Below are 24,692 nucleotides of genomic sequence, written 5' to 3'. Positions count from 1 at the left end.
CTCGGTACGCGTACCTCAGAACTGGCGGCCGTTCGACGGACGCCTGCCGGCGTCGCGCGGCGCCGTGGCCCGCGGATCGTCGGACGTCCGCGCCGTCGAGGCGCGGTCGGCCCAGTCCGGCGAGTCCTTCAGCTCCTGCTTACGGCGTTCCTGGTCGGTGAGTTCCTGTTCCCGGGACCTGTCCTGTTTCGCCATGACGATCCTCGCGATCGGTCGGGGTCCGTGGTCACCCCGCCGCGTTCCCGCCCGGCGGCGGCTCAACCGTCCGGGTGCGGGCTCAACCGTCCACGTGCTGGGCGAAGCTGCGCCGCAGGTGGTCCTTGGGGCGGGAGCCGACGATCGAGCCGACCACCTCGCCGTCCCGGAACACCAGCATGGTCGGCGCGGACATGATCCGGTGCGCACGTGCGGTGGCCGGGTTCTCGTCGGTGTTGAGGGTGACGAAGCGCAGCGCGTCGCCGAACTCCTCGGCCAGCTCGGCCAGGTGCTTCGACACCACCCGGCACGGCGGGCACCACTCGGCCCAGAAGTCCACCACCACCGGCCGGTCGGCGGCCAGCACGGTAGCCGCGAACGTGTCGTCGGTGACCGGGTTCAGCCGGCCGGTCCCCGTGTCCTGAGGCATGTTTCCTCCCGTTGGGCGATCGCGTGGGCGAGCTGGTCGTGCAGCCGGCGGCGGACGTCGCCCAGCCGGTCGAGGTAGTCGTCCACCTCGGCGAGCTTGCGCCGCAGCACCGCCACCGAATCGGGGCAGACGTCACCGGAGTCGTTTCCGGCGCGCAGGCAGGCCACGAACGGGCGGATGTCGTCCAGGCCGAAGCCGATCGCCAGCAGGGACCGGATCTCGCGGACGACGCGTAGTTCCGCCTCGTCGTAGACCCGGTATCCGTTGGCGGACCGGTTCGGCCGGACCAGGCCGTGGGCCTCGTAGTAGCGCAGGGTGCGGGTGCTCGTACCGGCCCGCTGCGCCAGCTCCCCGATCCGCATCCGCCGCCCCCCCGTCCCTCACTGCCAGGCTGACGCTAAACCTTGCCGCCGACGTCAACGCAACCCCGCGCGCGTCCGTCTTCCCCTGCTGTCCCCGTCGATCATGAAGTTGACGGCGTTGTGGATCTCGGAATCTGCCGCCAACTTCATGATCAACCCGATAGGGGGCGGGGGCTTTCTGGGCCGTCAACTTCATGATCGTCGGGGTGGGGGGTATGCCGTGGGGGAGAGCGGGGGTGGGCGAGAGGGGGGTGGAGGAGATGCGTGAGGTCTCGGTGCCTGTGGTGGACGGCGGGCTCGTGGGAGACGTGGTGGTGCCTGCCGAGGCGCGGGGGGTGGTGCTGTTCGCTCACGGGAGCGGCAGCTCGCGGCACAGCCCGCGCAACACGGCCGTCGGGCGCGCGCTCAACGAACGCGGGCTCGCCACGATGCTCGTCGACCTGCTGACCGCCGACGAGGAGGCCCGGGACGAGATCACCGCCGAACTGCGTTTCGACATCGGCATGCTGGCCGAGCGCCTGGCCGGGATCGTCGACTGGATGGGTGCCGACCCGGAGCTGAGGCGGCTCCCGATCGGACTGTTCGGCGCCAGCACCGGCGCCGCCGCCGCACTCGTCGCCGCCGCGGCCCGGCCGGACCGGGTGGGCGCTGTGGTCTCCCGGGGCGGCCGGCCCGACCTGGCCGGCAGCTCACTGACCGCGGTACGCGCACCGACGCTGCTGCTCGTCGGCGGCCTGGACGAGCAGGTGATCGTGCTCAACGAGCAGGCCCGGGACGCGCTGGGCGAGGTCGCCGAGCTGCGGATCGTGCCCGGCGCCACGCACCTGTTCGAGGAGCCCGGCACGCTGGAGCAGGTGGCCGACCAGGCAGGTACGTGGTTCACCACGCACCTGCGCCAGCCACACCCCGCCTGACCGGCGCCGTCAGCCCGCCGCCTCGGCGGCGCGGCCCGGGTCGGCGGTCGGTGCGGGAACGTCGGAGCCGCTCCGCTCGGCGGCGCGGTGCCGCTGGACGGTGTCCAGCACCCGCCACAGCACCGCCGCGATCGGCACCGACACGAACGCCCCGGCGACCCCGGCCACCAGCGTGCCGGCGGTGACCACCACCAGGATGACCGCCGGGTGCAGCTGCACCTGCCGCCGCATCACCAGTGGTTCCAGCAGGTTGCCCTCGATCTGCTGGACGGCGATCACGGCGGCCAGCGTCAGCAGCGCGGTGGTGGGACCGTTCGCGGCGAGCGCGACGAGCACCGCCACCGCACCGGCCACCGTGGCGCCGATGATCGGTACGAACCCGCCGAGGAACGTGATCAGGGCGAGCGGCAGGGCCAGCGGGACACGCAATACCACCAGGGCCAGCCCGATGCCGATGGCGTCGATGGCCGCGATGATCATCGTGCCCCGGCTGTACGCGCCGAGCGTCCGCCAGCCCGCCCGTCCCGCCTCGGCGGTCAGCTCCCGGCGCGGGCCGGTGAGCCGGCGCAGCACCCAGCGCCACATCGAGCGGCCGTCCTTGAGCAGGAAGAACAGCAGCACCAGGGCGAGCAGCACCGCGCCCGCCACCTCGGCGACCTTGCGCGCACCGGCGACCGGGTCGGGCGCGCCGCTGCTCAGGCCCTGCCGGATCTGCTCGACGAGCCGGTCGAGCTGCTGGTCGGTGACCGGCAGGCTGGACGTGACGAAGTCCCGGGTGCGCTGCAACCCCTCGTCGAGTTGCTGGCTCAACTCGCTGAACTGGCTCGCGGTGAGGTTCCAGACCAGGACGCCGGCGCCGCCCAGGATGCCGAGCAGCAGCAGGATGCTCAGCAGTGCGGCGAGCCCGGCCGGCACCCGCAGCCGGCGCAGGCGTACCAGGATCGGGTCGAGCAGCGCGGCGAGGAAGAGCGTGCCGGCCAGCGCCACCGCCAGCGGCGCGAGCAGTACGGCGATCTGCCCCAGCAGCCACAGCCCGGCGGTCACCACCAGCAGGCAGGCGCTCCAGGTGACCGCCGTCCGTACCGGCCAGGGAAGTCCCGCCCAGGTCTGCCGCGGTCCGGCGGTCGGTGCCCGCCCGGTTATGCCAGCGTCGTCGTCCACGTCGCCCTCCTCGATCCGGGCCGTTGGTACCCGACGCGGGCCGATCCGACACCAGGGACGTAACCGCCCACCCGGTGTTTGTGCCCCCGGCCTCCGGGAAGGCATTCACCGTATCGAAGGGAGATCGGGCATGAGTGACTTCATGGACAAGGCCAAGGACTTCGCCGACAAGCACGACAAGCAGGTCGACCAGGGCATCGAGAAGGCCGGTGACGCGGCGGACAAGCGCAGCGGCGGCAAGTACGACGCGCAGATCGACAAGGGCGTCGACATGGCGCAGCAGCGCACCGGCGACGGCGACACCGGCCGCTGACGTACCTCGACGGCGGGCCGGCCCCCCAGAAGGGGACCGGCCCGTGCGGGTCAGGAGCTGTAGCCGCGGCCGGCGATCCAGTTGGCCAGCTCGGTCACGTCCATCCAGTACGTCGGCTCGTCCGGCCGGGCCGGGTCGGCGATCAGCACCCGGTCGCCGTCGCCCTCGTACCGCACGACAGTCACGTAGTGGCCGGGGTAGCTGTGCTCCACCCCGTCGATGTCCCGGGCGCCGCCCAGGATGTTCGCCACCACCGGGCGGTCGTCGTCCACAGCGGTACGGATGTCCGCGCGCAGACGTTCGACCTGGTCCCGGGTGGCCACGTCGTCGCGGATCTCGGTGGTCCTGTACTTGCCACCCGTGTACTCGTTGAGCACGCGGGTGATGTCGATGGCCGAGTCGGTGCCGTTCTCGGTGGTGCCGAGCTTCGTCGCCAGCTCGTCCTGGCTGACGTCCCTGCCCTCGGCCGACAGGGCGATCCGGGTCGAGGCGGGACCGCAGTAGAAGTAGTTCGGCTGTGCCTGGTACTCGTAGTCGGCGGCACGGTCGCCCTTGCCCTTGACCGGGGCGGCGTGGGCGGCGGCCGGACCGGCCACGGCACCGCCGGCCGCGGCCAGACCGGCGACGGACAGCACACACTTACGGATGATCGGGTTCATGGTCGAGGCTCCATTCGGGGGTCGACGGCTCCGTGCGGGAGACGCGGCACCAGGAGTGGCGCTCGGCGTACGGAGAGTTCAACCGCCCTGCCGCTGCGGCTCATTTCCGGCCGTGACCGGTGCCACCGCGGAACCGGACAGACGCCTCAGTCGGGGAGGCTTCCCAGGAGCCCGGTCACCGCGATCTCGATGACCACCCGTTCCGGATTCGGGCGCGGCGTGCGATACCGCTCGGCGTACCGGCGCTCGGCCTCGGCCACCGACTCCGGGTCGCGGCGCAGCACCGCGCGGCCCTCCACCGTCAGCCACCAGCGGCCGTCGACCTGGCACACCGCGACCGGGACGCCGTCCGGCCCGGCCGCCGCGACGTGCCGGGCCTTGGCCGACCCGGCTGAGGTGATCACCCGGGCCAGCCGGGCCGCGGGATCGAAGGTCACTCCCACGGGTACGACGTGCGGAGTGCCGTCGGCACGCGGAGTGGTGAGCGTGGCGAGGTGCCGGTCCGCGAAGAAGCGGGCCACCCGCTCGTCGTTCGGATCCAGCCGGTGCCGTGCCGCCATGTCGTCTCCTCGTTCCGTGCCGGTGACGTCTCAGCGGCGGGGTGCCGCGCCGGGCGGCAACGTCGCCACCGGAGACTCCCCGGCGGCCCGCTGCTCGGCGCGGTGCTTGGCGACCAGCCGGCCCAGGTAGAACAGCGCGCCGGCCAGCACGCCCATGTCGTCCAGGTAGATCGGGTCGGGCAGCAGGTCCACCGGCAGGATCGTGTAGATCAGCGCGCCGTAGAACGCGACCTTGCCGCCGGCGCCGAGCGCGCCGAGCATCCGGCGGGTGCGGACCACCCGGATGGCGAGCAGTACCGCCCCGGCCAGCATGGCCGCCGCGAGGACGGCGGCGAGGACGACCAGCACCCAGGCTTCACGGGACACGCCACCACGCTAGCCGAGCCGGGCCCGGGCCGCGCGGTGTCGAAGCTCCGAGCCTCCCCGTTCTCGGTGGTGTCCGCTACTTCCTGTGGCCGCCGCCGACAAACGGCTCGGAAGTCATCCATCCGCGAGCCCGGGCCACGGTGCTCTCAGGCCACGACCGCCGCCCGGCCCCGGGCCACCGGTGTCGGCTCGCGAGTGGTCTCCACGCCCGCCGCGGTCGGCAGTTCCCGGGTGGCCTCGGGGCCGGCGAACCCGACGATGGAGAGTTCCGTCTGCGGCTCGGCGACCGGGTGCAGGGCCGCGAACGCCTCGTCACGCAGGCTCTGCGCCGCCGCCGCGGCCAGCTCGGCCGCCTGCCAGGCGGCCTGCTCCCGCTGCATCGCGGCCCGGTGCCGGGCCGCCATGTTGTCCCGGACCAGCCGGCGCAGCAGCAGCTCCTGCTCCACCGGATGCCGGCTCGGGTCCCAGCCGTTGCCGCCGAGGATGTCGCTGAGCTGCCGCACCGTGATCTCGTTCCGCCACTGGGCGTCCATCGCGGCCCGGTGCAGCCAGCGCTCCCGGTCCGCGTACTCGGCCGGGGTCCGGGCGGTCCGGGGCAGCGGCAGCGCCGCGGCGGCACTCAGGCGACGGACGTCCTCCTCGGCCGCCTGGTACGCCTGCCAGGCGGCCTCGGCCTCCTCCTGGGCGGTCAGCCACTCGGATCGGCTCCGCTCGGCGGTCGCCGTGGCACGGGACGCGGCCACCGCCACCTCGTCGGCGTAGCGGATCTGCTCCTGGTCCCGTACGCGGGCACGCTCGGCCCGATCGATGCTGCTCGGCCGGGCGGCGTCGCTGATCCGGTCGATCAGTTCCGAGCGGAACCGGGACGGGCGGACGATCAGCGCGGTGACCACTGTCGCAGCCACGGCGAGCAGGACCAGCCAGATCACGGCGACCGCGGGCATGTCGGGCAGGACGGAGGAGAAGACGGTCTGCATCACCAGCACCTCGTGGTGGAACGAAGGACGATAAACGGTCGTGGCCCGGACATCCGGGCGGGTGCGCGTCGTGACTCGGACGCGACGGGACGCGCGGCAGGGCGCGAGGCGTGCGGCCGGTGGGGCCGCGCCGGGGCGTACCGGAAGGGGCGCCCGGTCAGGCGCGCGGCGGACCGCGACGGGCGATGTCCGCCCGGCCGGGGTCGGCGGCGACGACGACCTCGACGCCGGGGACGCGCCCGGCGGAGTCGGTGGAGAGGGCTTCCGTGACGGCCGGGCCGGTGCCGGGGCCGGTGGTCCGCGGGGCAGCGGTCGTCGCGTCGGCGGCCGGGAGGCCGGCGGAACGCGCGGCGCCGGTCGTGACCGCCTGCCGCGCCGCGACGTGCTCGATCGCGACGGCGTGCGAGACGACTGTGGCGTGCGAGGCCGCAGCGGTGTGGGCGGGTGCGGCGGCGATGCCCTGGAGGCCGACGATGATCACCAGGCCGGCCACAGCCGTGCGGGCGATCCGGCGCAGCGTCGCCGTCCAGGTGGACGGGGTGAACGCTACGGGCAGCACCTGTTCAACCTATCGGTCGACGGACGATCCCGCAGCTCAAGGATCTTGCGGGTTACGTGAGCCACCCCACGGGTCGGTGTGGACGGACATCCGCGCAGGCCCGACGCGCAACGGCGCGGCGCCCCTTCCGGGGTGCCGCGCCGTCTCGTGAAGGCCGGGCTCAGTTGCCGCCGAGCACCGGCGGCGGGGCGGCGTCGCCGTCGCTCCAGACCATCTCGTCCTCGGTGAGCCAGGTCAGCCGGCCGTCGGACTCGTCGTCGCCGTGGCCGCCGCGCCCGCCCAGCACGCCGCTGCGGCCGGCCATCGCGGGCCGCCCGGTGGCGCCGCCGGTGCGCTCGGCGCCCTTGCTTCCGGCGTCGACGACGAGGCCACGACCGGAGGTGAGCCGGCCGGTGCCGGCCGCCGAGCGGTTCTCCGCGCCGGACATGCCGCCGAAGCGGGCCGAGGACGCCGCGTTGGTGCCGGTGCCCGCGAGCGAGCCGGTGCTCAGCACACCGGGGGCGCCGTAGAGCCCGCCACCCGGTCCGCCGGCGCTCATCGTCGTCGGGCCGGCACCGCCTGGACCGAAGCCCGGGCCGCCGCCGATCGTCGGACCACCGACGGTGCTGGTCAGCGGCGCGGCACCGGCCAGCGAGGTGCCGCCCGGGTCGACGGTGCCGCTGGTCGGCACCGAACCCGGAGCGCCGGCGCCGGGCTGGCCGCCCGGAGTGCCCGCACCGGGCGTGCCCTCGCCCGGCGTACCGCCGGTCGGGGCCGTGTGGTGCACGCCCGACGAGGTGGCGGTGGCGTTGGCGCCCGGGCCGAAGCTGCCCAGGCTCGGGCCGGACGACGGCGTCTTCACCGACGGGCCGTTCTGCAGCGTCGGGTCGCCGTTGCTCGTGTGGCCGGGCAGTTCGGTCTCCGGCGGGTCCGGCACGACGATGCGGCCGTACGCCGAGAAGTCGTAGCCCTCGGCGAGCTTCGCCACGACCTGCACCATCCGCTGGTGCGCCTTTTCCTGCTCGGCCTTGTCCTGCTGGTGGCCGACGATCCCGCCGATCACCGCGCCCGGGGCGCCGCCGATCAGGAAGCCCTTGCCGGCGCCGGAGAGCAGCTTGTCGTTGTCGTCGGTCTTCTCCGGGCTCTCCGCCTTGGACTGCGCGGCCCGCAGCTCGCTGGACATCATGTCCAGGCCCTGCCGGATGCCGGTCATGCCCTCGGACAGGTTGCCGGAGTAGCGGACGACCATGTCCAGCCGACGGTGGAACTCCCGCGCGGCGTCGCCGGTCCAGGTCTTCGCCAGCGCCTCCAGGTCGGCGGTCAGGTCGCGGCCGAGGTCGTCGAGCGTGCCCTTCAGGGAGGTCCACTGGGCGCTGAGCGCCTCGATCTGCTTCGGGTCGCCGGCGTTGACGCCCTGGTAGAGCTCCTCGTGGCTGACGTGCTCGTAGCGCCGGGTGTACTCAGACACGCGGGTCCTCCTTCGGCTGCTTCATCGCCTCGTTGAGCCCGGAGAGGGCGGCGGCGATGTCGGCCGCGGCGGCGGCGTTGCGGGCCTCGGCGGTCTTGTAGTTCGTCATGATCTTGTGGGTCGCCTCGCGGGCGGCCAGGATCGCCCGGCGCAGCCGGTCGACGTGGTTGACGTAGCTCTGGTGCGTCTCGGAGTAGCGACGTGCGTTGTCGGTCGCGTCGGTGAACGTGCCGAGCGCCGGCGGGCGGCACTGCATCTGGGTGTTGAGCTTGCGCAACACCGACTCCGCCTCGTGCAGGCGCCGCTCGAGCCGCTGGTGGAAGTCCTCCAAGGACAGTACGTCTACCGTCGTGCGCCCCGTCATGGCTGCATCCCCGTAGTCATCGTCGATAACCGTTCGCCGTACTCAGGTTAGTCGAAGCGAGCCAACCCGGGCGACCCGTGACGGGGTTCCTCCACTTCGGATCGGCCGACGGCCGTTCAACCGCCCTGGACCTGCGCCGCCGCGCCCCCGGCCGAGGGCGTCGCGGTGGCCCCCGGGGGTGCCGACACATCGAAGTAGGTCATCGCGTCCTCGCGGGACAGCGTCGGGCCGGTCGGCACCAGCGCCAGCAGCGAGGCCGGTACGGCCACTGGCGTCACGTCGCCGTACCCGAGCGCGCTCTTCGCGTCGCCCCCGGCGGTGCCGAGCGGATAGCGGATGCCCTGGGCGGTGATCAGGTAGACGGTCGAACCGGCCGCCGCCTTGCCGCTCTCCCCGGCCGTGGCCTGCACCAGCACGCCCTTGCCGCCCGGTAGCAGCACGTTCTCGGCGGTGCGTACCGCGTCCCGGGCGCCCTGCCGGGCCGGCATCGCGGTCGCCGAGGTCAGCTCGGCCGGCGGGGAGTCGAAGACCTCCAGCGTGGTGGTCGGCGGCTGACCGGCCGGGCCGGGCCGGTAGGTGGCGCACAGCACGGTGCGGCCCGGCCGGACCTCGTGCAGCGTCGGCAGCCGGGCCGGCAGGCCGTCCGCGTCCAGCCGCTGGTCGGTGAGGAGCCGGCCCGCCTCGTCCGGAGTGATCTGCGTCACCTCGCCGCCGCTGCCGAGCAGCAGCAGCGCGGTGACCTCGCGGACTGTGGCCAGGCCCTGGCGGGTGAGCACGTAGTACTGGCCGGCGGCCTGGTAGACCTGGCCGATCCGGGCCGGCCGGTCGGCCACCGTGAGGCCGCTCGCGCTGCCGTCCCCGGCGATCGTGGGCTTGCGCAGCACCGGGCCGACCGGCACCGCGTTCAGCAGTTGCTGCCCGACCGTCAGGTTCGTCGCGCCGGCCATCTTCAACGCCACCAGCGCCTGCTCGTCGCCGGCGACCTGCAGCCGGGAACCGCCGGTGAGCAGGTAACGGGCGTCGCTGGTCCGCACCACCACGGCCCGGTCGGTCAGTGCCGTGCCGCCCGGCAGCGCGCGGTCGATCACCAGGTGTGTGGTGGAGCGCTGCGGGTCGTTCGGATCCGGTACGTCGCACACCGACCACGGCAGCCCGACCAGGGACTTGCGGTCCGGCAGGTCGTCCGGGGCGCCCACGATGCCGACCAGCCGCCCGCGTGGACGGTCCTTGATCGACGCCTGGGACATGGTGCGCGGCTGCGCCGCCGCGTCGTTGACGATCAGCCGCGCCGAGGCGTAGTTGAGCGTCGGGCGCAGCACCTGGTCCTCGCCGAAGTAGTACGTCGCGCCGGTCTCCCGCTCGATCACCAGCGTGTTCGGCTCCAGCGGCGCGGAGTTGCTGGTGAGCTGCCCGTACGCGCCCACACCGCCGAGCACCACGGCGGCCGCGATGACGCTGCCGAACACCGCCATGCCGAGGCGGCGCATCGGCAGGTCGTTCGTCTCCGGATCACCGGAGAGCAGCGCCGAGACGATGCGGCGGGTGACGAAGCGGTACGCCTGCACCTGATCGCGGCGGGTCCGCATGACTAACCTCCGGCGGGGGTGGGTCCGCGGCGACAGGTCCGAACAGCGCCGCGGGCTTCCCTACGATAAGGGGCCGTCGGGGGTGCGCCGGACCCCGTCCGCCGCCCGAACGACCGCACCCGCCCGGCGGATGCCCAGGATGTCCAGAAGGGACGCACACCGATGACGCAGCTCCAGGCGCCACCCGGTCGTACCGCCACCGCTCCCGCCGTGCCGCCGGACCGGCCGGTCACCCCGGCCGACAAGCGCCGCCGGGGACGCCTCGGCCCGGTCGTGGTCGGGCAGCTCGTGGTGGTGGAGTGCGCGGCGCTCGCCGTCTGGTTCGCCACCGCCGGCCCGGCGTGGCTGCTCGCGGCGGTCGGCGTCCTGGCGCTGCTGGCAGTGGCCGCGGCGTTCGCGCGCCGGGGCGGCCGCTGGTGGTACGAGGACCTGATGCTCCGCCGCCGGCTGCGCCGGCGCCGCGACCGGGCCCGGGGCGCGGCGCCGGGCGGTGACCCGCGGCTCGCCGCGCTCGCCCCCGAGCTGACGGTGGTGGAACTGACCGAGCGCGGCACCCGGCTCGGCATCGGGCAGGACGACCGGGGCTGGTTCGCCGCGCTGGCGCTGACCGGCCGTCCCGGGGCGCCGGCCGGCTCGATCGATGCGGCGGTGGTGGACCGGGCGCTCGCGGTGCTCGCCGACTTCTCCGGCCCGGTCACCCAGACCCAGGTCGTCTCGCACACCCTGGTCTGGTACCCGGCACCCGGCGCGCCGCCGTCGGCGTACCGGACCGTGTGGGTGGCGCTGCGCCTGTCGGTGTCCGACGCGCGGGCCGAGGCGGTGAGCCGGGGCGGCGGCCTGCGCGGCGTGCACCGCACGGTGGCGGCCGGGGTGGGCCGGCTCGGCAAGGCGCTCAACGCCGCCGGCCTCGGTCACCGGGTGCTCGACCGCAACGAGCTGCACGCGGCGGTGGTGTCCGGCGCCGGGCTCGACCTGGCGCCGGAGTCCCCGGTGGAGACGTGGACCAGCCTGCGCGGGGGCGGCTGGACGCAGCGCTGCCTGGCCCTGCGGGTACGCCCCAACGGCTCGCTCGGCGCGCTGGTGGACGCGGTCACCTCCACCTCCGCGCCCTCGCACACGGTCGCCGCCGTGGTGCTCCCGGGCGGCCGGCGGGTGCCGCCGCTGCTGCGGGTGGCGGCCATGGACGGGCACGCCGAGGCGCTGGTGAAGGCGGTCCGGGAGATGGCCCGGCGTGCCGGCGTGCCGGCCCGCCCGCTGGACGGCCAGCACGGCCCGGGCGTCTACGCCACCGCGCCGGTCGGCACCGCGATGGGGACCGTCACGGTCGAAGGTTGACGATCCAGCCGTACGCGCCGCACACCCAGACGGCCAGCGGCACCAGCGCGATGATCAGCAGGATCTCGACGATGTCCAGGGTCCGGCCCCAGACCGGGGAGATCCGCTTGCCGGCCACCGTCAGGCCGTAGACCAGGCTGATCACGGCCACCACGGCCAGGCCGCCGAGGATCAGGCCGAGCCGTACCGCCAGTGAGCCGGCGGCGAAGGTGGCGGCGGCGACCAGCCCGAGACCGACGGTGCCGGCCAGCAGCACCGGCGTGCGCTGGGCGCGGCCGAGGAACGGGCGGGCCCGCAGCAGCGACAGCAGCGCCAGCACCAGGCAGAGCAGGACCGCCGGGAGCCGGCCGTCCTCGGCCAGCACCACCTCGCCGCCGAGCACCAGCAGCGAGACGGTCCACAGCAGGCCGGTGAGGAACGCGTCCGCGCGCTCGCTGTTGCGCAGCACCGACGGCCCGTCCACCGACTCGGTGTCGGTCTTGAGGTCGTCCGGGCCGGTGGGGATGGACGGCACCGGCAGCCGGGCCAGGCGGTAGGCGAGCATCGGCAGCGCGGGCAGCGCGCCGAAGGCGACAGTCGCCACGACCGCCGCCGAGGCCGCCGCGCCGATGTCGAAGGACAGGCTGAGCACCGCACCGAGGCCGACCGCGCCGCCCACACCGACCGCGCCGAGGAACAGTGGCAGGCGGTCGCCGACCGCCAGCGCGGCGATCGCGCCGAAGACCACCACCGCGGTGCCGGCGAGCAGGACGTGCGGGCCGGCCAGCTCGCCGAGCGTCCGTTCACCGGCGAGCACCAGCAGGCCGCCGACGCCCGCGTACCCGATTCCGACCAGGGCCAGCACCGCGCCGGTGCGGCTGTCGCCGGCGGCGCGGGACAGCACCGCGGCGCCGACCAGCAGTGCCACCGCGACCACGAACGCGGCCGCCGCGCCGGGTAGCTGTGGCGGGCCGGTGAGCAGCGTCGCCACCGCGCCTCCGGCCAACGCCGAGGCGGCCAGCAGGACCGCGAACGCCCGGGTGGTGCCCACCTGCCAGGCGCCCGCCCGCTGGGTGGTGGAGGTGGCGACCGCATCCACCACGTCGTCGAAGACGATCTCGGGGGCGGTCGCGGCACGCGGGTTGAAGTAGAGCACCTCGCCGTCGCGGACACCGAGCTGCGCGGCGGTGCGGCCACCGTCGAGCGGTTGACCGCCGAGCCGGGACAGGGCCCAGCCGCCGTGCCGTACGCCCTCGTCGGCCAGGTCCTCGCCCGCGTACCGCAGCAGCGTGGGGAGCAGGTCGGCGAGCGGCACGTCGGACGGCAGCGCCAGATCCATCCTGGTACGCGGCGCCACGATGGTGATCCGGCTCAGCCCGCCGGTCGCCGTCTTCGTCGCCACAGTGGCCTCCTCGTGCTCGCATACGATCCGCTGGGCCGTCGGCGTCGCGCCCCACGGGTCCACGACGCCTGACGGAGATTACCTACGATGGCGGTCGCACAGGTTGCCCACCCGACGCTCACCGGCGGTGGCAGACCACGATCAGGGCCGCTTCTGGGGAGGGGAGAGCCGTGAGTACGGTGGTGTTCCGCCGACTTCCGCGTCAACCGGGGCCCGCGCTGCCGCGCGGCGAGGTGCTGCTGGAATCCCCGCCCGAACTGCCGGAGCCGCAGGCCAAGGGCATGGGCCAGGTGCTGATGATCCTGCCGATGCTCTGCGGCGTGGGCGCGATGGCGTTCCTCTACGCCGGCCGGGGCGGCGGCATGATGACGTACGTCGCGGGTGGTCTGTTCGGTGTGTCCATGTTGGGCATGGCGATCGGCACGCTCGGCAACGGCGGCAAGGACAAGGCCGAGCTGAACGCCCAGCGGCGCGACTACATGCGTTACCTGGCGCAGATGCGCAAGCGCACCCGGCGGGCGGCCGAGCAGCAGCGCGCCGCGATGACCTGGCGGCACCCGGAGCCGGACGCGCTCTGGTCGATCGCCGCCTCGCGCCGGCTCTGGGAGCGGCGGATCACCGAGGACGACTTCGGCGAGGTGCGGATCGCACTGGGCCCGCAGCGGCTGGCGGTGGAGATCGTGCCGCCGGAGACCAAGCCGGTGGAGGACCTGGAGCCGATGAGCGCGATCGCGCTGCGCCGGTTCGTCCGGGCCCACTCCAGCGTGCCGGATCTGCCGACCGCGCTGTCGCTGCGCGCGTTCAGCCGGATCGCGTTGCGCGGCGACCGGGAGCCGGTGCTGGACCTGACCCGGGCCGCGCTGGGCCAGCTCGTCACGTTCCACGCCCCGGAGGACCTCCTGGTGGTCGTGGTGGCGGCGCCGGACCGGCAGGCCGCCTGGGACTGGGTGAAGTGGCTGCCGCACGCCCAGCACCCGGGGCGTACGGACGCGGCCGGCGCGCGCCGGATGGTGTTCGCCGCGCTGGACGAGGCGGAGACCGCGCTGGCCCAGGACCTGGGCGGACGGCCCCGGTTCGCGCCGGAGGCGAAGCCGCTGACCACCGCGCCGCACGTGGTGGTGGTGCTGGACGGCGGTGAGGTCTCGGCGACCTGCGCGCTGACCGGGCCGGGCCTGCTCGGCACGACGGTGTTCGACCTGTCCGGCGCGGTCCCGCGCGACGCCGGCCGCTGGCTGCTCTGCCTGGACGCCGGGGACGGCACCGGGCTGGACCTGGTGCGCGGCACCGCCACGTCGCGGCTCGGCCGGCCGGACCGGCTCTCCCTGAGCGCGGCCGAGGGGCTGGCCCGGCAGATCGCCCCGTTCCGGCTCTCCCAGCAGCAGGGCGCCAGCACCGAGGAGCCGCTTGCCCGCAGCATGGAGCTGCCCGACCTGCTCGGCGTCGGCGACGCGGCGACTGTGGACACCCGGCAGACCTGGCGTCCGCGCAGCCACCGCGACCGGCTGCGCATCCCGCTCGGCCTGGGACCGGACGGCAACGTGGTGGAGCTGGACTTCAAGGAGTCCGCGCACGAGGGCATGGGCCCGCACGGCCTGGTGATCGGCGCTACCGGTTCCGGCAAGAGCGAACTGCTGCGTACGGTGGTCGCGGCGCTCGCGGTGACGCACTCGTCCGAGGAGCTGAACTTCGTCCTCGTCGACTTCAAGGGCGGCGCCACGTTCGCCTCGCTGGACGCGTTGCCGCACACCAGCGCGGTGATCACCAACCTGTCCGACGAGCTGCCGCTGGTCGACCGCATGCGGGACGCGCTCGCCGGTGAGATGAACCGCCGGCAGGAGGTGCTGCGGGCGGCGGGCAACTACGTCTCCCGGTACGACTACGAGAAGGCGCGGGCCGCCGGTGAGCAGCTGGAGCCGATGCCCAGCCTGCTGATCATCTGTGACGAGTTCTCCGAGCTGCTCGCGGCCAAGCCGGACTTCATCGACCTGTTCGTGATGATCGGCCGCCTCGGCCGGTCGCTCGGCGTGCACCTGCTGCTCGCCTCGCAGCGGCTGGAGGAGGGCAAGCTGCGCGGCCTGGACACGCACCTGTCGTACCGGATCGGTCTGCGCACGTTCTCGGCGGTGGAGAGCCGGATCGTGCTGGGCGTGCCGGATGCGTACGAGCTGCCCAGCGCGCCCGGTCACGGCTACCTGAAGACCGACACCGCGACCATGCTGCGGTTCCGCGCCGCCTACGTGTCCGGCCCGTACCGGGCGCCCGGGCAGGTGCAGCGCTCCACCCGGGCGCAGGTGCAGCGCCGGATCGTCCCGTACGGCATCGACTACGTGCCGGTGCCGGCGGCGCCGAGCCCGGCGGAGGCCGCTCCGGAGCCGGAGCAGAGCGGCGACGGCAAGGCCGTGGCGATGCTGGACGTGCTGATCGACCAGCTCAAGGGCCGGGGCAAGCCCGCACACCAGGTGTGGCTGCCGCCGCTGGCCGAGCCGTCCGGGCTGGCCGAGCTGCTGCCGAAGCTGAGCGTGCACCCGACGTACGGCCTTACCACCGCCGACTGGCCGGGCCGCGGGCGGCTCGCGGTGCCGGTCGGCATCGTGGACCGTCCGTACGAGCAGCGCCGCGACCCGATGATGGTGGACCTGGCCGGGGCCGGCGGCAACGTGGTGATCGTCGGGGCGTCGCTGAGCGGCAAGAGCACCATGCTGCGCTCGATGCTGGCCTCGCTGGCGCTCACCCACACGCCGCGCGAGGTGCAGTTCTTCTGCCTCGACTTCGGTGGTGGCGCGCTGCGCAGCCTGGACGGGCTGCCGCACACCTCGGGTGTGGCGGGGCGGCGCGACGTCGAGGCGGTCCGGCGGACGGTGGCCGAGGTGGTCGCCGTGATCGACGAGCGGGAGAACCGGTTCACCCAGCACGGCATCGACTCGGTGGCGAGCTACCGGCGCCGCCGGGCGGCGGGTGAGTTCACCGACGACCCGTTCGGTGACGTCTTCCTCGTGGTGGACGGCTGGAACACGCTGCGCCAGGAGTACGAGGAGCTGGAGCAGACGATCACCAACCTGGCGAATCGGGGCCTCGGCTTCGGCGTACACGTGGTGATCACGGCGGTGCGCTGGGCGGAGATCCGGATCAACATGCGGGACCTGCTCGGCACCAAGCTGGAGCTGCGGCTCGGTGACCCGTCGGAGTCGGAGATCGACAGGCGGGCCGCGCAGAATGTGCCGGTGGGCGCGCCGGGTCGCGGTCTGACCCGGGACAAGCTGCACTTCCTGACCGCGATCTCGCGGATCGACGGCAAGCGTGACATCGAGGACCTGACCGAGGCGTCGGTGGCGCTCGCCGGTCACGTCGCGGCGAACTGGCCGGGACAGCCGGCGCCGAAGGTCCGGCTGCTGCCGCGCAAGCTGGCGGTCAGTGAGCTGGCGAAGGTCGTCGACAGGTCCGCCCCGGGCATCCCGATCGGCGTCAACGAGTCGGCGCTCGCCCCGGTCTACCTGGACCTGGCCGGCGAGCCGCACCTGACCGTGTTCGGCGACGCCGAGTGCGGCAAGACGAACCTGCTGCGGCTGATCGCCCGGGGGATCGCCGAGCGCTACACCCCGGCCCAGGCGCGGCTGGTCATCGCCGACTACCGGCGTGGTCTGCTGGGCGCGGTCGAGGGGGATCACCTGCTCGACTACGCGCCGTCGAACCAGGTGTTCAGCCAGGGCCTCGGCTCGATCCGCAGCGCGTTGCAGAACCGGCTGCCCGGCCCGGACGTGACCACCGCGCAGCTGCGTGACCGGAGCTGGTGGAAGGGCCCGGACCTGTACATCCTGGTGGACGACTACGACCTGGTCGCCTCCGGTGGCAGCAACCCGCTGAGCGCGCTGCACGAGCTGCTGCCGCAGGCGCGGGACATCGGCCTGCACCTGATCGTCACGCGCCGGGTCGGCGGTGTGGCCCGGGCGCTGTACGAGCCGGTGCTGCAACGCCTGCGCGAGCTGGACTCGCCGGGCCTGCTGATGTCCGGCAGCAGGGAGGAGGGCGCGGTGTTCGGCAACCTGCGGCCGACCCCGCAGCCGCCGGGCCGGGGCACGCTCGTGCGCCGCCGCGACGGCCAGCAGCTGATCCAGACCGCGTGGACGGAACCGGCCTGACGGGACGGACGGCGGGCCGCCCGTCCGGTAGCGTCGGCCCGATCGACAGCCGCGAGTGGAAAGGGGCGCGTCCATGAGCAGCCCGTCGGGTTTCGGTGCCGCCGTGGAGGGTCTGCTGCGGCAGGCGCAGGAGCAGCAGCGCCGGCTGGCCGAGGTCCAGCGGCAGCGCGCCGAGCTGCGGGTGACCGGGGAGAGCCCGGACGGCCTGGTGCGCGTGACGGTCGACGGCGACATGAAGGTCGGCGACGTCGAGCTGAACGCGCGGGCGATGCGGCTGGACAGCTTCTCCCTGGCCGAGGCGATGCAGGCGGCGATCGACGCGGCCTACGCCGCCTTCGAGGAGCGGCAGCGGGAGATGCTGGGCGAGATGCTCGGCGACTCCGAGATGGTCCGCCGGGCGCAGGACGGCACGCTCACCCCGGAGGGCTGGTTCCGCCAGTTCGGGGTGGACCTGTCCGACCCGACCCGCAATCTGCGGCGCTGAGCGAGAGGAGCCGACGATGCCGAACACGGTCGACGTCGACGCGATCCGGAAGGCCGGGCAGCGGCTCGACGCCCCGGACGGCCCGATCCAATACCTGCGCAACGTCGAGACGTTGCTGGCCGAGGTGAAGCTGCCCGGTGGCGCGCTGAGCTGGTTCGGCACCGGCGCGGTGGAGCGGCACAACGCGGCGGTGGACGGGCACCTGGACAACGTCCGCACCGGCGTGGAGCATCTGCGCAGGGCCGCCGCGCAGCTCGAACAGAGCGCGAAGAACTGGGAGAAGTCGGATCAGCCCTGGGTGGTCAAGTGATCGGCCGGGTCCGCCACGGGAAGGACGCCTGATGCCACCGGAGATCCTCATCGCCAATGCGTCCGGGACGGTGACCGGCTCGGTGTCGGTCGCGCAGACCACGGCGCCGGTCCGCTCGGCGGCGGCCATCGCCAAGGGCAACCTGGTCTGGATCGCCGCCTCGGCGGCGCTGATCGGCACGATCCTCTACCTGGAGTCGTTCGACAACCAGGAGGTGAACGAGTCCATCAAGAAGTGGGACGAAGCGGCCCGTCTGCTCGGCGCGGACCAGTTCGGCGCGGCGATGGCGGCTGTCCCGCCGGACGCGGCGGAGTGGGACTTCGACGACCGGGACGCGTTCGACCTGTTCCTGCGCAAGCTCGGTGCGGAGATCAACTCGCTGGCCGAGGCGTTCGCCGCCAACCGGGACACGCTCACCGCCGCCCGGGACGCGTACAACGACGCGGTCTCCGGTCTGGCCCAGGCGCTCATGCCGATCCTGGTCGCGGTGATCGCCTCGATCGCGCTCCAGTTCTTCCCCGCGACCACCGCGCTGGCTCAGGCCATCGGCATCGCCGGCCTGGCCGCCACCGCCGCCATCCTGGTCCTGGTCTTCGGCGAGATCAGCGCGTTGCTGCACGCGCTGATGGCCGCCTTCCACGCCGACAGCAGGTTCACGTTCACCGCGGACTCCCGTCCCGGCTGGGCGCCGACCGGCTCCGACCCGGACATCAAGGACATCAAGATCGACTGGCTGCGGGACTCCAAGTTCTACGGGTGACGGGAGCGACGCGTGGACACCCTGCACTTCTCGCTGCTGCTGTACGTCCTGCTGACCATCCCGGTCTTCGTGGTCCTGATGCTGTTCGCCGGGCTGAACCGCTCGGCGCGGTTGCGACGGGCCGCCGAGATGGTGGCGCTGAGCACCTGCGCGGCGCTGCTGGTGCTGTCGTTCCAGCGCGCGTTCGAGAAGCCGGTGCTGTGGGTCGTGGTGGTGATGCTGGTCGCGGTGCTGGCCTTCGGCGTGTCGACGATCGTCAAATCATCACGCGATCGGTCCTGACCTCGCCCTCGACCGTCCACCTGGTACGGAGGGGGTGCGGTCCGCGACCGTCGACAGTGGCATGTCGGAATACGACGATGGGTCAGCAGGGCTGCGCGGGTTGGACGTCGTCCGCTACGGTTCGGATGAAGTGTCCGTCGGTGGGGTGTGTACGCCTTGCCGCGGGGGAGGGCGCGGCGGAACCGCCGCCACAAGATGACGGAAGGGTGTGAAGCATGGCGTTCGAGGTCAGTGCAGCGACTCTGCACACCGCCGCGAGTGACGTGCGGTCCACGCGCAGCGACGTCGACGGCGAGCTCAAGAAGCTGTGGAACGTGGTCGACGACCTGGCGATGGCCTGGAAGGGCCAGGCGTCCACGGGCTTCCAGAGCCTGATGACTCGCTGGAACGAGGACACGACGAAGCTGCTGACCGCGATGGACAACATCGCGGACCTGCTCGACAAGTCGGGCACCACGCACCAGGTCAACGACGAAGAGCAGCAGCAGATGCTGGACAAGTTCCACGCTGCGCTCAACCCGTGATCCGCGAAGACAGGCAGAGGAGGAATCGATGAGCATCAAGGTTGACTACGCTGTTCTGGAGAGCAGCAACCAGCAGATGCAGGCCATCTCGCGGACCATCGACGAGAAGCTGGACACGCTGCGGGCGATGCTGACCAAGCTCGAGTGGGAGGGCCAGGACCGGGCCGCCTACCAGCAGCACCAGGCCCAGTGGGACGCCGCCGTGCGGGACATCAACAAGGTCCTGAACGAGATCGGTGGCGCGGTGGGCATCGCGCGCGAGAACTACATGACCACGGAGATGAGCAACTCCAAGGTCTGGGGCAACTGACCCCCGACCGGTCCACAGCGGCTCCGCTACGGCTCGCGCCGGGCGGAGCCGTCGTGCATCGTCAGGCGTCCTGCGGGACGTCGCGCCGGCCCGGCCGCCACCCGCGCCGCCGTCCGCGTACCAGGATGGGCCGCAGCGTCAGCAGGACGCCGGCCAGCAGCGCGCCGACGACGGCGACCCAGATCGCGACGGTACGTTGCCAGGCCAGCGGGTCGGCCGGCGGCGCCGGCGGCGGCATCGCGCCCAGCGGCGGGTCGCTGCGGGTGCCCAGCAGGCTGGTGACGGCCCGGTACGGGTTGACCATCCCGTAGCCGACCTCGGCGTTGTGCCCGTCCGGCGGGCTGTCGGCGGTGCGGGTCAGCCGGTAGGCGACCTCGTCGGCGCTGATGTCCGGGTGCGCGGCCCGCACCAGCGCGGCCACCCCGGAGACGTACGCGGTGGCGAAGCTCGTCCCGCCCTGCGGCTCGCCCCGGTAGCCCGGCCCCTGCGGCGCGGGCCCGACGATGTTCAGGCCGGGGCCGGCGATGTCCACGTAGTCCCCGCTGACCGAGCTGCCGACGTGCCCGCCCTGCTCGTCGATCCCGGCGACGGCGACGACACCCTCGTACGCCGCCGGATAGGCGGGCCGGTCCTCCCGGTTCTCCTGCCGGTTGCCGGCGGACGCGACGATCACCACGTCCTTGCCGAGCGCGTACTGCACGGCGGACTTCAGCGCCGGGTCGTCGAGCGTGACCAGAGACAGGTTGATCACGTCGGCGTCATGGTCGACGGCCCAGCGGATCGCCTTGCCGATCTCGGCCGGCACGTCCGGGTCGAAGTTCTCCTTGTTCTCGGCCAGCACCCGCAGCGGCAGGATCTTCGCCTCCGGCGCGATGCCGGTGTACGGCGTGCCGGTGCCCTCCCGGCCGGCGATGATGCCCGCGACCAGGGTGCCGTGGCCGACCAGGTCGCACTGCCCCTTCAGGCGGACGAGCTGGTTGAAGTCCTCACCCGGCAGCACCCGCCCGCGCAGCAGGGGATGGGTCGGTGAGACCCCGGAGTCGATCACCGCGACGGTGATGCCGGCGCCCTTGCCGAGCCGCCAGGCGGCGGCCGGGTCGAGACGGCTCAGCGCCCACGGCACCTCGGTGGGTGCGGGGCCGCCGGCCGGGCCGCACTTCGGGGCCGCCAGCGCGGGCGCGGGCACCGCCAGCGTGCCGCCGAGCAGGGCGGCCACCGCCGCTCCGGTAAGGACGGACCTGATCCGGTGTCCGGCCCGGACGCGTCCCGTGGTCGCGCCCGGCCGCAAGCTGTCGCGCACGCGGTGAGATTACCCGCCGCGCCCGTCCGCGCGGGGCACACGTGGTGCCGGCCGGGTCACCGGCCGGCGGCGGCGTCCCCGGCGGGCTCGGCGGCGAACAGGGCCAGTAGCGCGCCGACCTGCTGGTCGGCCTCGGCCGGGTGCCGGAAGCGGCCCTTCGGGTTGATCGTGTACTCGTTGCGCCGTCCCACCCGCGTACGCCGCAGGTAACCCCCGGCTTCCAGGTCGGCCACGATGGCCTGGGCCGCCCGCTCGGTCACGCCCACCTCGTCCGCCACGTCCCGCAGCCGGGCGGTGGGGTTGCGTGCGATCGCCAGCAGCACATGGCCGTGGTTGGTGAGGAAGGTCCAGTTACGGCGGCTCCCGTCCTCAACTGGTGTGGTCGCCATGATGGTCATGCTATGGCCACCCGCGCCACCGGCCGAATCGGCGCGTGCCGGTGCGTCCGGCGACGGGGAAAGTATGAAATGCGTATCACGAATCTTGACGGACCCCGAGGGGCGTGTGACCGTGGGTCGCGAGGCCGTTCGGCCTGGTGGTTCCCCAGGTAGACGAGGTGAGGGACATGACGCCGAGCACCCCGGAACAGGCACTGACCGAGCTGCGTGCCGGTAATCACCGGTTCGTCACGGGCGTCCCGCAGCATCCGAATCAGGACGCCGGGCACCGGGCGGCGGTGGCCGACGGCCAGCACCCGTTCGCGGTGATCGTCGGCTGCTCCGACTCGCGACTCGCCGCCGAGATCATCTTCGACCGCGGTCTCGGTGACCTCTTCGTGGTGCGTACCGCCGGGCACACCGCCGGGCCGGAGGTGCTCGGCAGCGTCGAGTACGCCGTCACCGTGCTGGGCACGCCGCTCGTGGTGGTGCTCGGGCACGACTCGTGCGGCGCGGTCCAGGCCGCCCGGGAGGGGGTCCGGACCGGCGCCGCCCCGGCCGGTCACCTGGGCGCGGTGGTGGACGCGGTCTCGCCGAGCCTGCTGCGAGCCGCCCGCCAGGGCGTCGAGGACCTCGACGGCATCATCGACGTCCACATCGCGCAGACCGTGGAGACGCTGCTGGCCCGGTCCGCCGTGCTGGCCGAGCGGGTGGCCGCCGGGCGCTGCACGGTGGTGGGCATGTCGTACCGGCTCGCCGGTGGCGAGGTGCGGACCGTGGCGCAGTCCCCGGCCCCGCTGCCCGCCCCGGCCGCGCCCGCCGACCCGGCGCTGGCGGGCTGACCCGTACGGACGAGAAAAAGGGCCGCCCTCGGGCGGCCCTTTTTCGTGGTGCCCGGATCAGAGCAGCGACATGTGGACGTGGTCGGTGTGGTTCGACGGCCCGCTGTACGAACTCCAGCCGGTGGCCGGGAACCAGATCTGCCGGTTCCAGATGACGTAGTAGATGCCCAGCCGGTCGGCGTTGCGGATGAGGAACGCGGCCACCTCGTTGCCGTACCGGCGGGTGTCGTTGTTGTGCCAGGGCGCGAAGCCGCTGTTCTGGAGCGACCAGTCGCACGCCTTGCCCTTGGGGTGCTCCCACGGCCCGCCGGGCCGGTAGCAGCCCACGAAGCGCTTGAAGCCGGCGCGCCGGACCTCCTTGTACGCGTGCAGCGTGCGCGGCGTGACGCAGCCCGAGGTGGTCGGGTCGTCCTCGCTGCACGACTCGGCCTTCCACCCGCCGTCGGAAGTGCGGCCGGGAGCGATCTTGGCGACCGGTGAGGTGGCGGAGACCAGGCCGCCGGTGAAGCCGAGACCGCCGACGAGCTTCAGTGCGCGCTCGGCCTGCACCTTCTCGCGCTCCATCGCGTTCTTCTGCTTCTCCTGCTCACGCACCTCGGCGTCGAGCGCGATCTTGGCCTGCTCGGCGCGGGTCTTGACCGCGTTGATGGCGGCCAGGCGCTGCGCGTTGAGGAGGTTCAGCTCGTCCAGGGCGTTGACCCGGCGGACGAACGAGTCGGGGGAGTTGCTCTCCAACAGCATCGCCATCGCACCCATCCGGCCGGTCCGGTAGGACTGGGCGGCGAGCTGGTTGACCTGCGGGCTGAGCGCGTCGAGTTCGGCCTGTGCCGTCTTCACCTCGGCCGCCAGCCGCCGCTGGCGGTCCTGGGACTTGGCGAGCTTCGCCTTGGCCTGGAGGAAGTTCCGGTTGGCGGAGTCGATCGCCTCGGTGATGAGTGGCGGATCGCCGTCCTCCTCGTGGCCCGAGGGGGTGCCGGGGGCCGCCGCGGCGGGGGCCGCGGTCGCCGGGTTCGGGCCGGCCAGCACTGCTAGCGAGGCCAGCACGGCCACCACGGGTGTCAGCCAGCGGCGCAGGGGTGCCGTCACAGTGTTCCCTTCCGTCGGCCGCCGACCGGGTTAGCTGACGGGTTCGGGACGGAAGTGGCCCCTACCGCTGTCGCGGATTCACCCCATGTACCTGGTTCCCCGGTTCGCCCGTGGGCGATTGGGCGGCGGCACCGCTGGCGCCGGTGCGCGCCTTCGGCGGTGACCGGCAGCGAGGTTACCTGACAGCACTCGTGAGGATCTACGTCCGGAAGCCGACCAATAGCGAGATTTCGCCGTGGCACACCGTGACCAGCGTCGCGTTTAGATTCGATGGTCACGCTGCGGAGTGTCACCATGCGGCCTCCGTACTCTTCCCGCCGCCGAGCGCCTCCAGTGCGTCGTCCCGTCCGGCCGGCGGCCGGGGCGCGGCGGGCGCCGGCTCCGCGCCGGGCGAGCGCCGCCCGGCGGTGGTCACGATCGCGGCCAGTCCGGTCGTCAGCGGTACGGCGGCGATCAGGCCGAGCGTCGCCACCGCGCTGCGGACGATCTCCTGGGCGAGGAACTCACTGGTGAGGATCTCGCTCACCGGGCGGGAGTCGGCGACCAGGAGGAGCAGCAGCGGCAGTGAGGCGCCCGCGTACGCCAGCACGATGGTGTTGACGGTGGACGCGATGTGGGCCCGGCCGACCCGGGTCGCGGCCCGGTAGAGCTGCCGCCGGGACAGTCCGGGGTTGGCGTGCGCCAGTTCGGTGACGGTGGCCGCCTGGGTGACCGTGACGTCGTCCAGCACGCCCAGCGAGCCGATGATGATGCCGGCCAGAAGCAGTCCGTGCAGGTCCACGCCGCCCTGGAACATGGACAGCGTGGTGGCGTCCTCGCTGCCGAAGCCGGTCAGGTGGGTGGCGGACGTGGCGAGCAGGCCGAGCACGCCGGTGACCACCAGGCTGCCGAGCGTGCCGAGCACCGCGACGGACGTCTGTGCGGTGATCCCGTGGGTCAGGTAGAGCACCACGAACATGATCAACGCGGCGCCGACGATCGCGACGAGCAGCGGCGGCTGGCCGGCGCCGATACCAGGCAGCACGAAGCCGAGCAGGATGGCGAAGCTGGCCACCAGGCCGCCGAGCGCGGCGAGCCCGCGCCACCGGCCGAACGCCACGATCGCGGCGGCGAACAGCACCATCAGCCAGATCAGCGGCGTACCGCGCTGGTGCTCGGCGATGTTGTAGGACTTCACCGCCGGGTCGGCCGGGTCGGTCAGTTCGACCAGGACGACCTCGTCGCCGACCGCGACCCGGGGCGCGCCCGGCCCGGCCGGGATCGGCGTCTCGACCTGCCGGCCCGCGTCCGGGCCCTGCTCGGCGGTGACCGTCACCGTGCCGCACGGGCCACCGCCGCCCTCCGGGGCCTCCGGCGTCGGCGGGCAGGGCTCGGTGACCACCCGGGTCACCGTGCCGTGGTAGCGGGGGACGTCCGCGCCGCCGACCGGCTCCCGGTCCTGCCGGGGCCAGAGCACCAGCGCCGCGATCACGGTGAGCGCGAACAGCGGCACCACCACGGCGACGAGCAGCCGTCGTACGCCCGGCGGCGCGGCGGGTGCGGGGCGGGTGTGGTCGGCACCCATGAGGTCTCTCCCAACGGTCGCGGCGACGCCTGGTCCGCCGGACCGGTCTGGTCACCCGGCCGGGGCGGACGTGTCGACCACGTCCGGGTCGTCGCCCGCACATGGTAG

General features: G+C 73.4%; 28 protein-coding genes and 1 riboswitch. Of the genes, 11 read left to right on the top strand and 17 right to left on the bottom strand.

Features of this window, described 5'->3' with window-relative positions; genetic code table 11:
- Window positions 1-15: 15 nt before the first annotated feature.
- The 3 genes from IRY44_RS02705 to IRY44_RS02695 form a co-directional block, all read right to left on the bottom strand.
- Window positions 16-195 carry a hypothetical protein gene (locus IRY44_RS02705; RefSeq protein ID WP_194798863.1) on the bottom strand — a complete coding sequence of 60 codons (180 nt, stop codon included), beginning with the start codon at window positions 193-195 and terminating at the stop codon, window positions 16-18.
- Between the two features lie 82 nt (window positions 196-277).
- On the bottom strand, window positions 278-625 hold the full coding sequence (gene trxA / locus IRY44_RS02700; protein ID WP_228531255.1) for a thioredoxin: 348 nt from the start codon (window positions 623-625) through the stop codon (window positions 278-280).
- Window positions 595-987, bottom strand: coding sequence for a MerR family transcriptional regulator (locus IRY44_RS02695; RefSeq protein ID WP_013283752.1), 393 nt, complete (start codon window positions 985-987; stop codon window positions 595-597). The genes trxA and IRY44_RS02695 overlap by 31 nt, the downstream gene beginning before the upstream one ends.
- Before the next feature lie 260 nt (window positions 988-1,247).
- Here IRY44_RS02695 and IRY44_RS02690 point away from each other — a divergent pair, with 260 nt between their 5' ends.
- Window positions 1,248-1,901: a dienelactone hydrolase family protein gene (locus IRY44_RS02690; RefSeq protein ID WP_194798862.1), complete on the top strand. Its 654-nt coding sequence runs from the start codon at window positions 1,248-1,250 to the stop codon at window positions 1,899-1,901.
- Window positions 1,902-1,910: 9 nt separating this feature from the next.
- Here the strand turns inward: IRY44_RS02690 and IRY44_RS02685 are convergent, their stop codons facing one another.
- A complete protein-coding gene (locus IRY44_RS02685; protein ID WP_194798861.1) occupies window positions 1,911-3,062 on the bottom strand; it encodes an AI-2E family transporter in 1,152 nt (383 codons plus the stop codon).
- A 130-nt stretch (window positions 3,063-3,192) separates the two neighbouring features.
- Here IRY44_RS02685 and IRY44_RS02680 point away from each other — a divergent pair, with 130 nt between their 5' ends.
- The gene (locus IRY44_RS02680; RefSeq protein WP_194798860.1) at window positions 3,193-3,375 is read left to right on the top strand and encodes an antitoxin; all 183 of its coding nucleotides are present in this window, start codon (window positions 3,193-3,195) and stop codon (window positions 3,373-3,375) included.
- A 50-nt stretch (window positions 3,376-3,425) separates the two neighbouring features.
- Here the strand turns inward: IRY44_RS02680 and IRY44_RS02675 are convergent, their stop codons facing one another.
- The 8 genes from IRY44_RS02675 to eccB form a co-directional block, all read right to left on the bottom strand.
- The gene (locus IRY44_RS02675; RefSeq protein WP_194798859.1) at window positions 3,426-4,034 is read right to left on the bottom strand and encodes a C39 family peptidase; all 609 of its coding nucleotides are present in this window, start codon (window positions 4,032-4,034) and stop codon (window positions 3,426-3,428) included.
- Between the two features lie 146 nt (window positions 4,035-4,180).
- Window positions 4,181-4,594: a pyridoxamine 5'-phosphate oxidase family protein gene (locus IRY44_RS02670; protein WP_194798858.1), complete on the bottom strand. Its 414-nt coding sequence runs from the start codon at window positions 4,592-4,594 to the stop codon at window positions 4,181-4,183.
- Between the two features lie 30 nt (window positions 4,595-4,624).
- Window positions 4,625-4,960, bottom strand: coding sequence for a YkvA family protein (locus IRY44_RS02665; RefSeq protein WP_013283759.1), 336 nt, complete (start codon window positions 4,958-4,960; stop codon window positions 4,625-4,627).
- A 146-nt stretch (window positions 4,961-5,106) separates the two neighbouring features.
- Window positions 5,107-5,937 carry a hypothetical protein gene (locus IRY44_RS02660; protein ID WP_194798857.1) on the bottom strand — a complete coding sequence of 277 codons (831 nt, stop codon included), beginning with the start codon at window positions 5,935-5,937 and terminating at the stop codon, window positions 5,107-5,109.
- 157 nt (window positions 5,938-6,094) lie between these two features.
- Window positions 6,095-6,496 (bottom strand): hypothetical protein, encoded by a 402-nt coding sequence (locus tag IRY44_RS02655; RefSeq protein WP_194798856.1) that lies wholly within the window; start codon window positions 6,494-6,496, stop codon window positions 6,095-6,097.
- A 160-nt stretch (window positions 6,497-6,656) separates the two neighbouring features.
- Window positions 6,657-7,943: a WXG100 family type VII secretion target gene (locus IRY44_RS02650; RefSeq protein ID WP_194798855.1), complete on the bottom strand. Its 1,287-nt coding sequence runs from the start codon at window positions 7,941-7,943 to the stop codon at window positions 6,657-6,659.
- The gene (locus IRY44_RS02645; RefSeq protein WP_013283763.1) at window positions 7,936-8,307 is read right to left on the bottom strand and encodes a hypothetical protein; all 372 of its coding nucleotides are present in this window, start codon (window positions 8,305-8,307) and stop codon (window positions 7,936-7,938) included. The genes IRY44_RS02650 and IRY44_RS02645 overlap by 8 nt, the downstream gene beginning before the upstream one ends.
- A gap of 116 nt (window positions 8,308-8,423) precedes the next feature.
- On the bottom strand, window positions 8,424-9,893 hold the full coding sequence (gene eccB / locus IRY44_RS02640; RefSeq protein WP_194798854.1) for a type VII secretion protein EccB: 1,470 nt from the start codon (window positions 9,891-9,893) through the stop codon (window positions 8,424-8,426).
- Window positions 9,894-10,055: 162 nt separating this feature from the next.
- Between eccB and IRY44_RS02635 the strand changes: the two genes are divergently transcribed.
- Window positions 10,056-11,228 (top strand): type VII secretion protein EccE, encoded by a 1,173-nt coding sequence (locus tag IRY44_RS02635; protein WP_194798853.1) that lies wholly within the window; start codon window positions 10,056-10,058, stop codon window positions 11,226-11,228.
- Here IRY44_RS02635 and eccD read toward each other — a convergent pair.
- A complete protein-coding gene (eccD, locus tag IRY44_RS02630; protein ID WP_194798852.1) occupies window positions 11,212-12,609 on the bottom strand; it encodes a type VII secretion integral membrane protein EccD in 1,398 nt (465 codons plus the stop codon). The two genes, IRY44_RS02635 and eccD, sit on opposite strands and share 17 nt — an antisense overlap.
- Window positions 12,610-12,779: 170 nt before the next feature.
- Between eccD and eccCa the strand changes: the two genes are divergently transcribed.
- The 7 genes from eccCa (at window position 12,780) to IRY44_RS02595 (ending at window position 19,415) form a co-directional block, all read left to right on the top strand.
- Window positions 12,780-16,745, top strand: coding sequence for a type VII secretion protein EccCa (eccCa, locus tag IRY44_RS02625; RefSeq protein ID WP_194798851.1), 3,966 nt, complete (start codon window positions 12,780-12,782; stop codon window positions 16,743-16,745).
- A gap of 73 nt (window positions 16,746-16,818) precedes the next feature.
- Window positions 16,819-17,229: a YbaB/EbfC family nucleoid-associated protein gene (locus IRY44_RS02620; RefSeq protein WP_194798850.1), complete on the top strand. Its 411-nt coding sequence runs from the start codon at window positions 16,819-16,821 to the stop codon at window positions 17,227-17,229.
- A 16-nt stretch (window positions 17,230-17,245) separates the two neighbouring features.
- Window positions 17,246-17,539, top strand: a complete 294-nt coding sequence (locus tag IRY44_RS02615; protein WP_194798849.1) for a hypothetical protein — start codon at window positions 17,246-17,248, stop codon at window positions 17,537-17,539.
- A 31-nt stretch (window positions 17,540-17,570) separates the two neighbouring features.
- Entirely contained in the window at window positions 17,571-18,299 is a 729-nt protein-coding gene (locus tag IRY44_RS02610) for a hypothetical protein (RefSeq protein ID WP_194798848.1), read from the top strand.
- 12 nt (window positions 18,300-18,311) lie between these two features.
- Window positions 18,312-18,581: a hypothetical protein gene (locus tag IRY44_RS02605; RefSeq protein WP_194798847.1), complete on the top strand. Its 270-nt coding sequence runs from the start codon at window positions 18,312-18,314 to the stop codon at window positions 18,579-18,581.
- Window positions 18,582-18,796: 215 nt separating this feature from the next.
- Entirely contained in the window at window positions 18,797-19,105 is a 309-nt protein-coding gene (locus IRY44_RS02600; protein WP_013283772.1) for a WXG100 family type VII secretion target, read from the top strand.
- A 28-nt stretch (window positions 19,106-19,133) separates the two neighbouring features.
- Window positions 19,134-19,415 carry a WXG100 family type VII secretion target gene (locus tag IRY44_RS02595; protein WP_013283773.1) on the top strand — a complete coding sequence of 94 codons (282 nt, stop codon included), beginning with the start codon at window positions 19,134-19,136 and terminating at the stop codon, window positions 19,413-19,415.
- Window positions 19,416-19,476: 61 nt separating this feature from the next.
- Here the strand turns inward: IRY44_RS02595 and mycP are convergent, their stop codons facing one another.
- Both mycP and IRY44_RS02585 read right to left on the bottom strand, forming a co-directional pair.
- Window positions 19,477-20,715, bottom strand: a complete 1,239-nt coding sequence (gene mycP / locus IRY44_RS02590) for a type VII secretion-associated serine protease mycosin (protein WP_269696018.1) — start codon at window positions 20,713-20,715, stop codon at window positions 19,477-19,479.
- 56 nt (window positions 20,716-20,771) lie between these two features.
- The gene (locus IRY44_RS02585; protein WP_194798846.1) at window positions 20,772-21,113 is read right to left on the bottom strand and encodes a helix-turn-helix domain-containing protein; all 342 of its coding nucleotides are present in this window, start codon (window positions 21,111-21,113) and stop codon (window positions 20,772-20,774) included.
- Window positions 21,114-21,280: 167 nt separating this feature from the next.
- Between IRY44_RS02585 and IRY44_RS02580 the strand changes: the two genes are divergently transcribed.
- The gene (locus IRY44_RS02580) at window positions 21,281-21,934 is read left to right on the top strand and encodes a carbonic anhydrase (RefSeq protein WP_194798845.1); all 654 of its coding nucleotides are present in this window, start codon (window positions 21,281-21,283) and stop codon (window positions 21,932-21,934) included.
- Window positions 21,935-21,991: 57 nt separating this feature from the next.
- On the opposite strand, the gene IRY44_RS02575 is transcribed toward IRY44_RS02580, so the two are convergent.
- Window positions 21,992-23,020 carry a hypothetical protein gene (locus IRY44_RS02575; RefSeq protein ID WP_194798844.1) on the bottom strand — a complete coding sequence of 343 codons (1,029 nt, stop codon included), beginning with the start codon at window positions 23,018-23,020 and terminating at the stop codon, window positions 21,992-21,994.
- Between the two features lie 3 nt (window positions 23,021-23,023).
- A riboswitch (cyclic di-AMP (ydaO/yuaA leader) is annotated at window positions 23,024-23,155 on the bottom strand.
- Window positions 23,156-23,309: 154 nt separating this feature from the next.
- Window positions 23,310-24,584 (bottom strand): YibE/F family protein, encoded by a 1,275-nt coding sequence (locus tag IRY44_RS02570; RefSeq protein WP_194798843.1) that lies wholly within the window; start codon window positions 24,582-24,584, stop codon window positions 23,310-23,312.
- Window positions 24,585-24,692 lie beyond the last annotated feature (108 nt).

This window comes from Micromonospora sp. ANENR4 (assembly GCF_015354395.1).
Lineage (GTDB): Bacteria > Actinomycetota > Actinomycetes > Mycobacteriales > Micromonosporaceae > Micromonospora > Micromonospora aurantiaca.
This window is presented reverse-complemented; position numbering and strand designations above follow the sequence as displayed.

Bases quoted from the DNA above. Each gene is read 5' to 3' on its own strand.
- IRY44_RS02670 (WP_194798858.1), bottom strand. From the start codon at position 4,594: ATGGCGGCACGGCACCGGCTGGATCCGAACGACGAGCGGGTGGCCCGC.
- IRY44_RS02695 (WP_013283752.1), bottom strand. From the start codon at position 987: ATGCGGATCGGGGAGCTGGCGCAGCGGGCCGGTACGAGCACCCGCACC.
- IRY44_RS02610 (WP_194798848.1), top strand. From the start codon at position 17,571: ATGCCACCGGAGATCCTCATCGCCAATGCGTCCGGGACGGTGACCGGC.
- IRY44_RS02680 (WP_194798860.1), top strand. From the start codon at position 3,193: ATGAGTGACTTCATGGACAAGGCCAAGGACTTCGCCGACAAGCACGAC.
- trxA (WP_228531255.1), bottom strand. From the start codon at position 625: ATGCCTCAGGACACGGGGACCGGCCGGCTGAACCCGGTCACCGACGAC.
- IRY44_RS02570 (WP_194798843.1), bottom strand. From the start codon at position 24,584: ATGGGTGCCGACCACACCCGCCCCGCACCCGCCGCGCCGCCGGGCGTA.
- IRY44_RS02690 (WP_194798862.1), top strand. From the start codon at position 1,248: ATGCGTGAGGTCTCGGTGCCTGTGGTGGACGGCGGGCTCGTGGGAGAC.
- IRY44_RS02600 (WP_013283772.1), top strand. From the start codon at position 18,797: ATGGCGTTCGAGGTCAGTGCAGCGACTCTGCACACCGCCGCGAGTGAC.
- IRY44_RS02675 (WP_194798859.1), bottom strand. From the start codon at position 4,034: ATGAACCCGATCATCCGTAAGTGTGTGCTGTCCGTCGCCGGTCTGGCC.
- IRY44_RS02705 (WP_194798863.1), bottom strand. From the start codon at position 195: ATGGCGAAACAGGACAGGTCCCGGGAACAGGAACTCACCGACCAGGAA.
- IRY44_RS02645 (WP_013283763.1), bottom strand. From the start codon at position 8,307: ATGACGGGGCGCACGACGGTAGACGTACTGTCCTTGGAGGACTTCCAC.
- IRY44_RS02615 (WP_194798849.1), top strand. From the start codon at position 17,246: ATGCCGAACACGGTCGACGTCGACGCGATCCGGAAGGCCGGGCAGCGG.
- IRY44_RS02660 (WP_194798857.1), bottom strand. From the start codon at position 5,937: ATGCAGACCGTCTTCTCCTCCGTCCTGCCCGACATGCCCGCGGTCGCC.
- IRY44_RS02635 (WP_194798853.1), top strand. From the start codon at position 10,056: ATGACGCAGCTCCAGGCGCCACCCGGTCGTACCGCCACCGCTCCCGCC.
- IRY44_RS02620 (WP_194798850.1), top strand. From the start codon at position 16,819: ATGAGCAGCCCGTCGGGTTTCGGTGCCGCCGTGGAGGGTCTGCTGCGG.
- eccB (WP_194798854.1), bottom strand. From the start codon at position 9,893: ATGCGGACCCGCCGCGATCAGGTGCAGGCGTACCGCTTCGTCACCCGC.
- IRY44_RS02585 (WP_194798846.1), bottom strand. From the start codon at position 21,113: ATGACCATCATGGCGACCACACCAGTTGAGGACGGGAGCCGCCGTAAC.
- IRY44_RS02580 (WP_194798845.1), top strand. From the start codon at position 21,281: ATGACGCCGAGCACCCCGGAACAGGCACTGACCGAGCTGCGTGCCGGT.
- IRY44_RS02595 (WP_013283773.1), top strand. From the start codon at position 19,134: ATGAGCATCAAGGTTGACTACGCTGTTCTGGAGAGCAGCAACCAGCAG.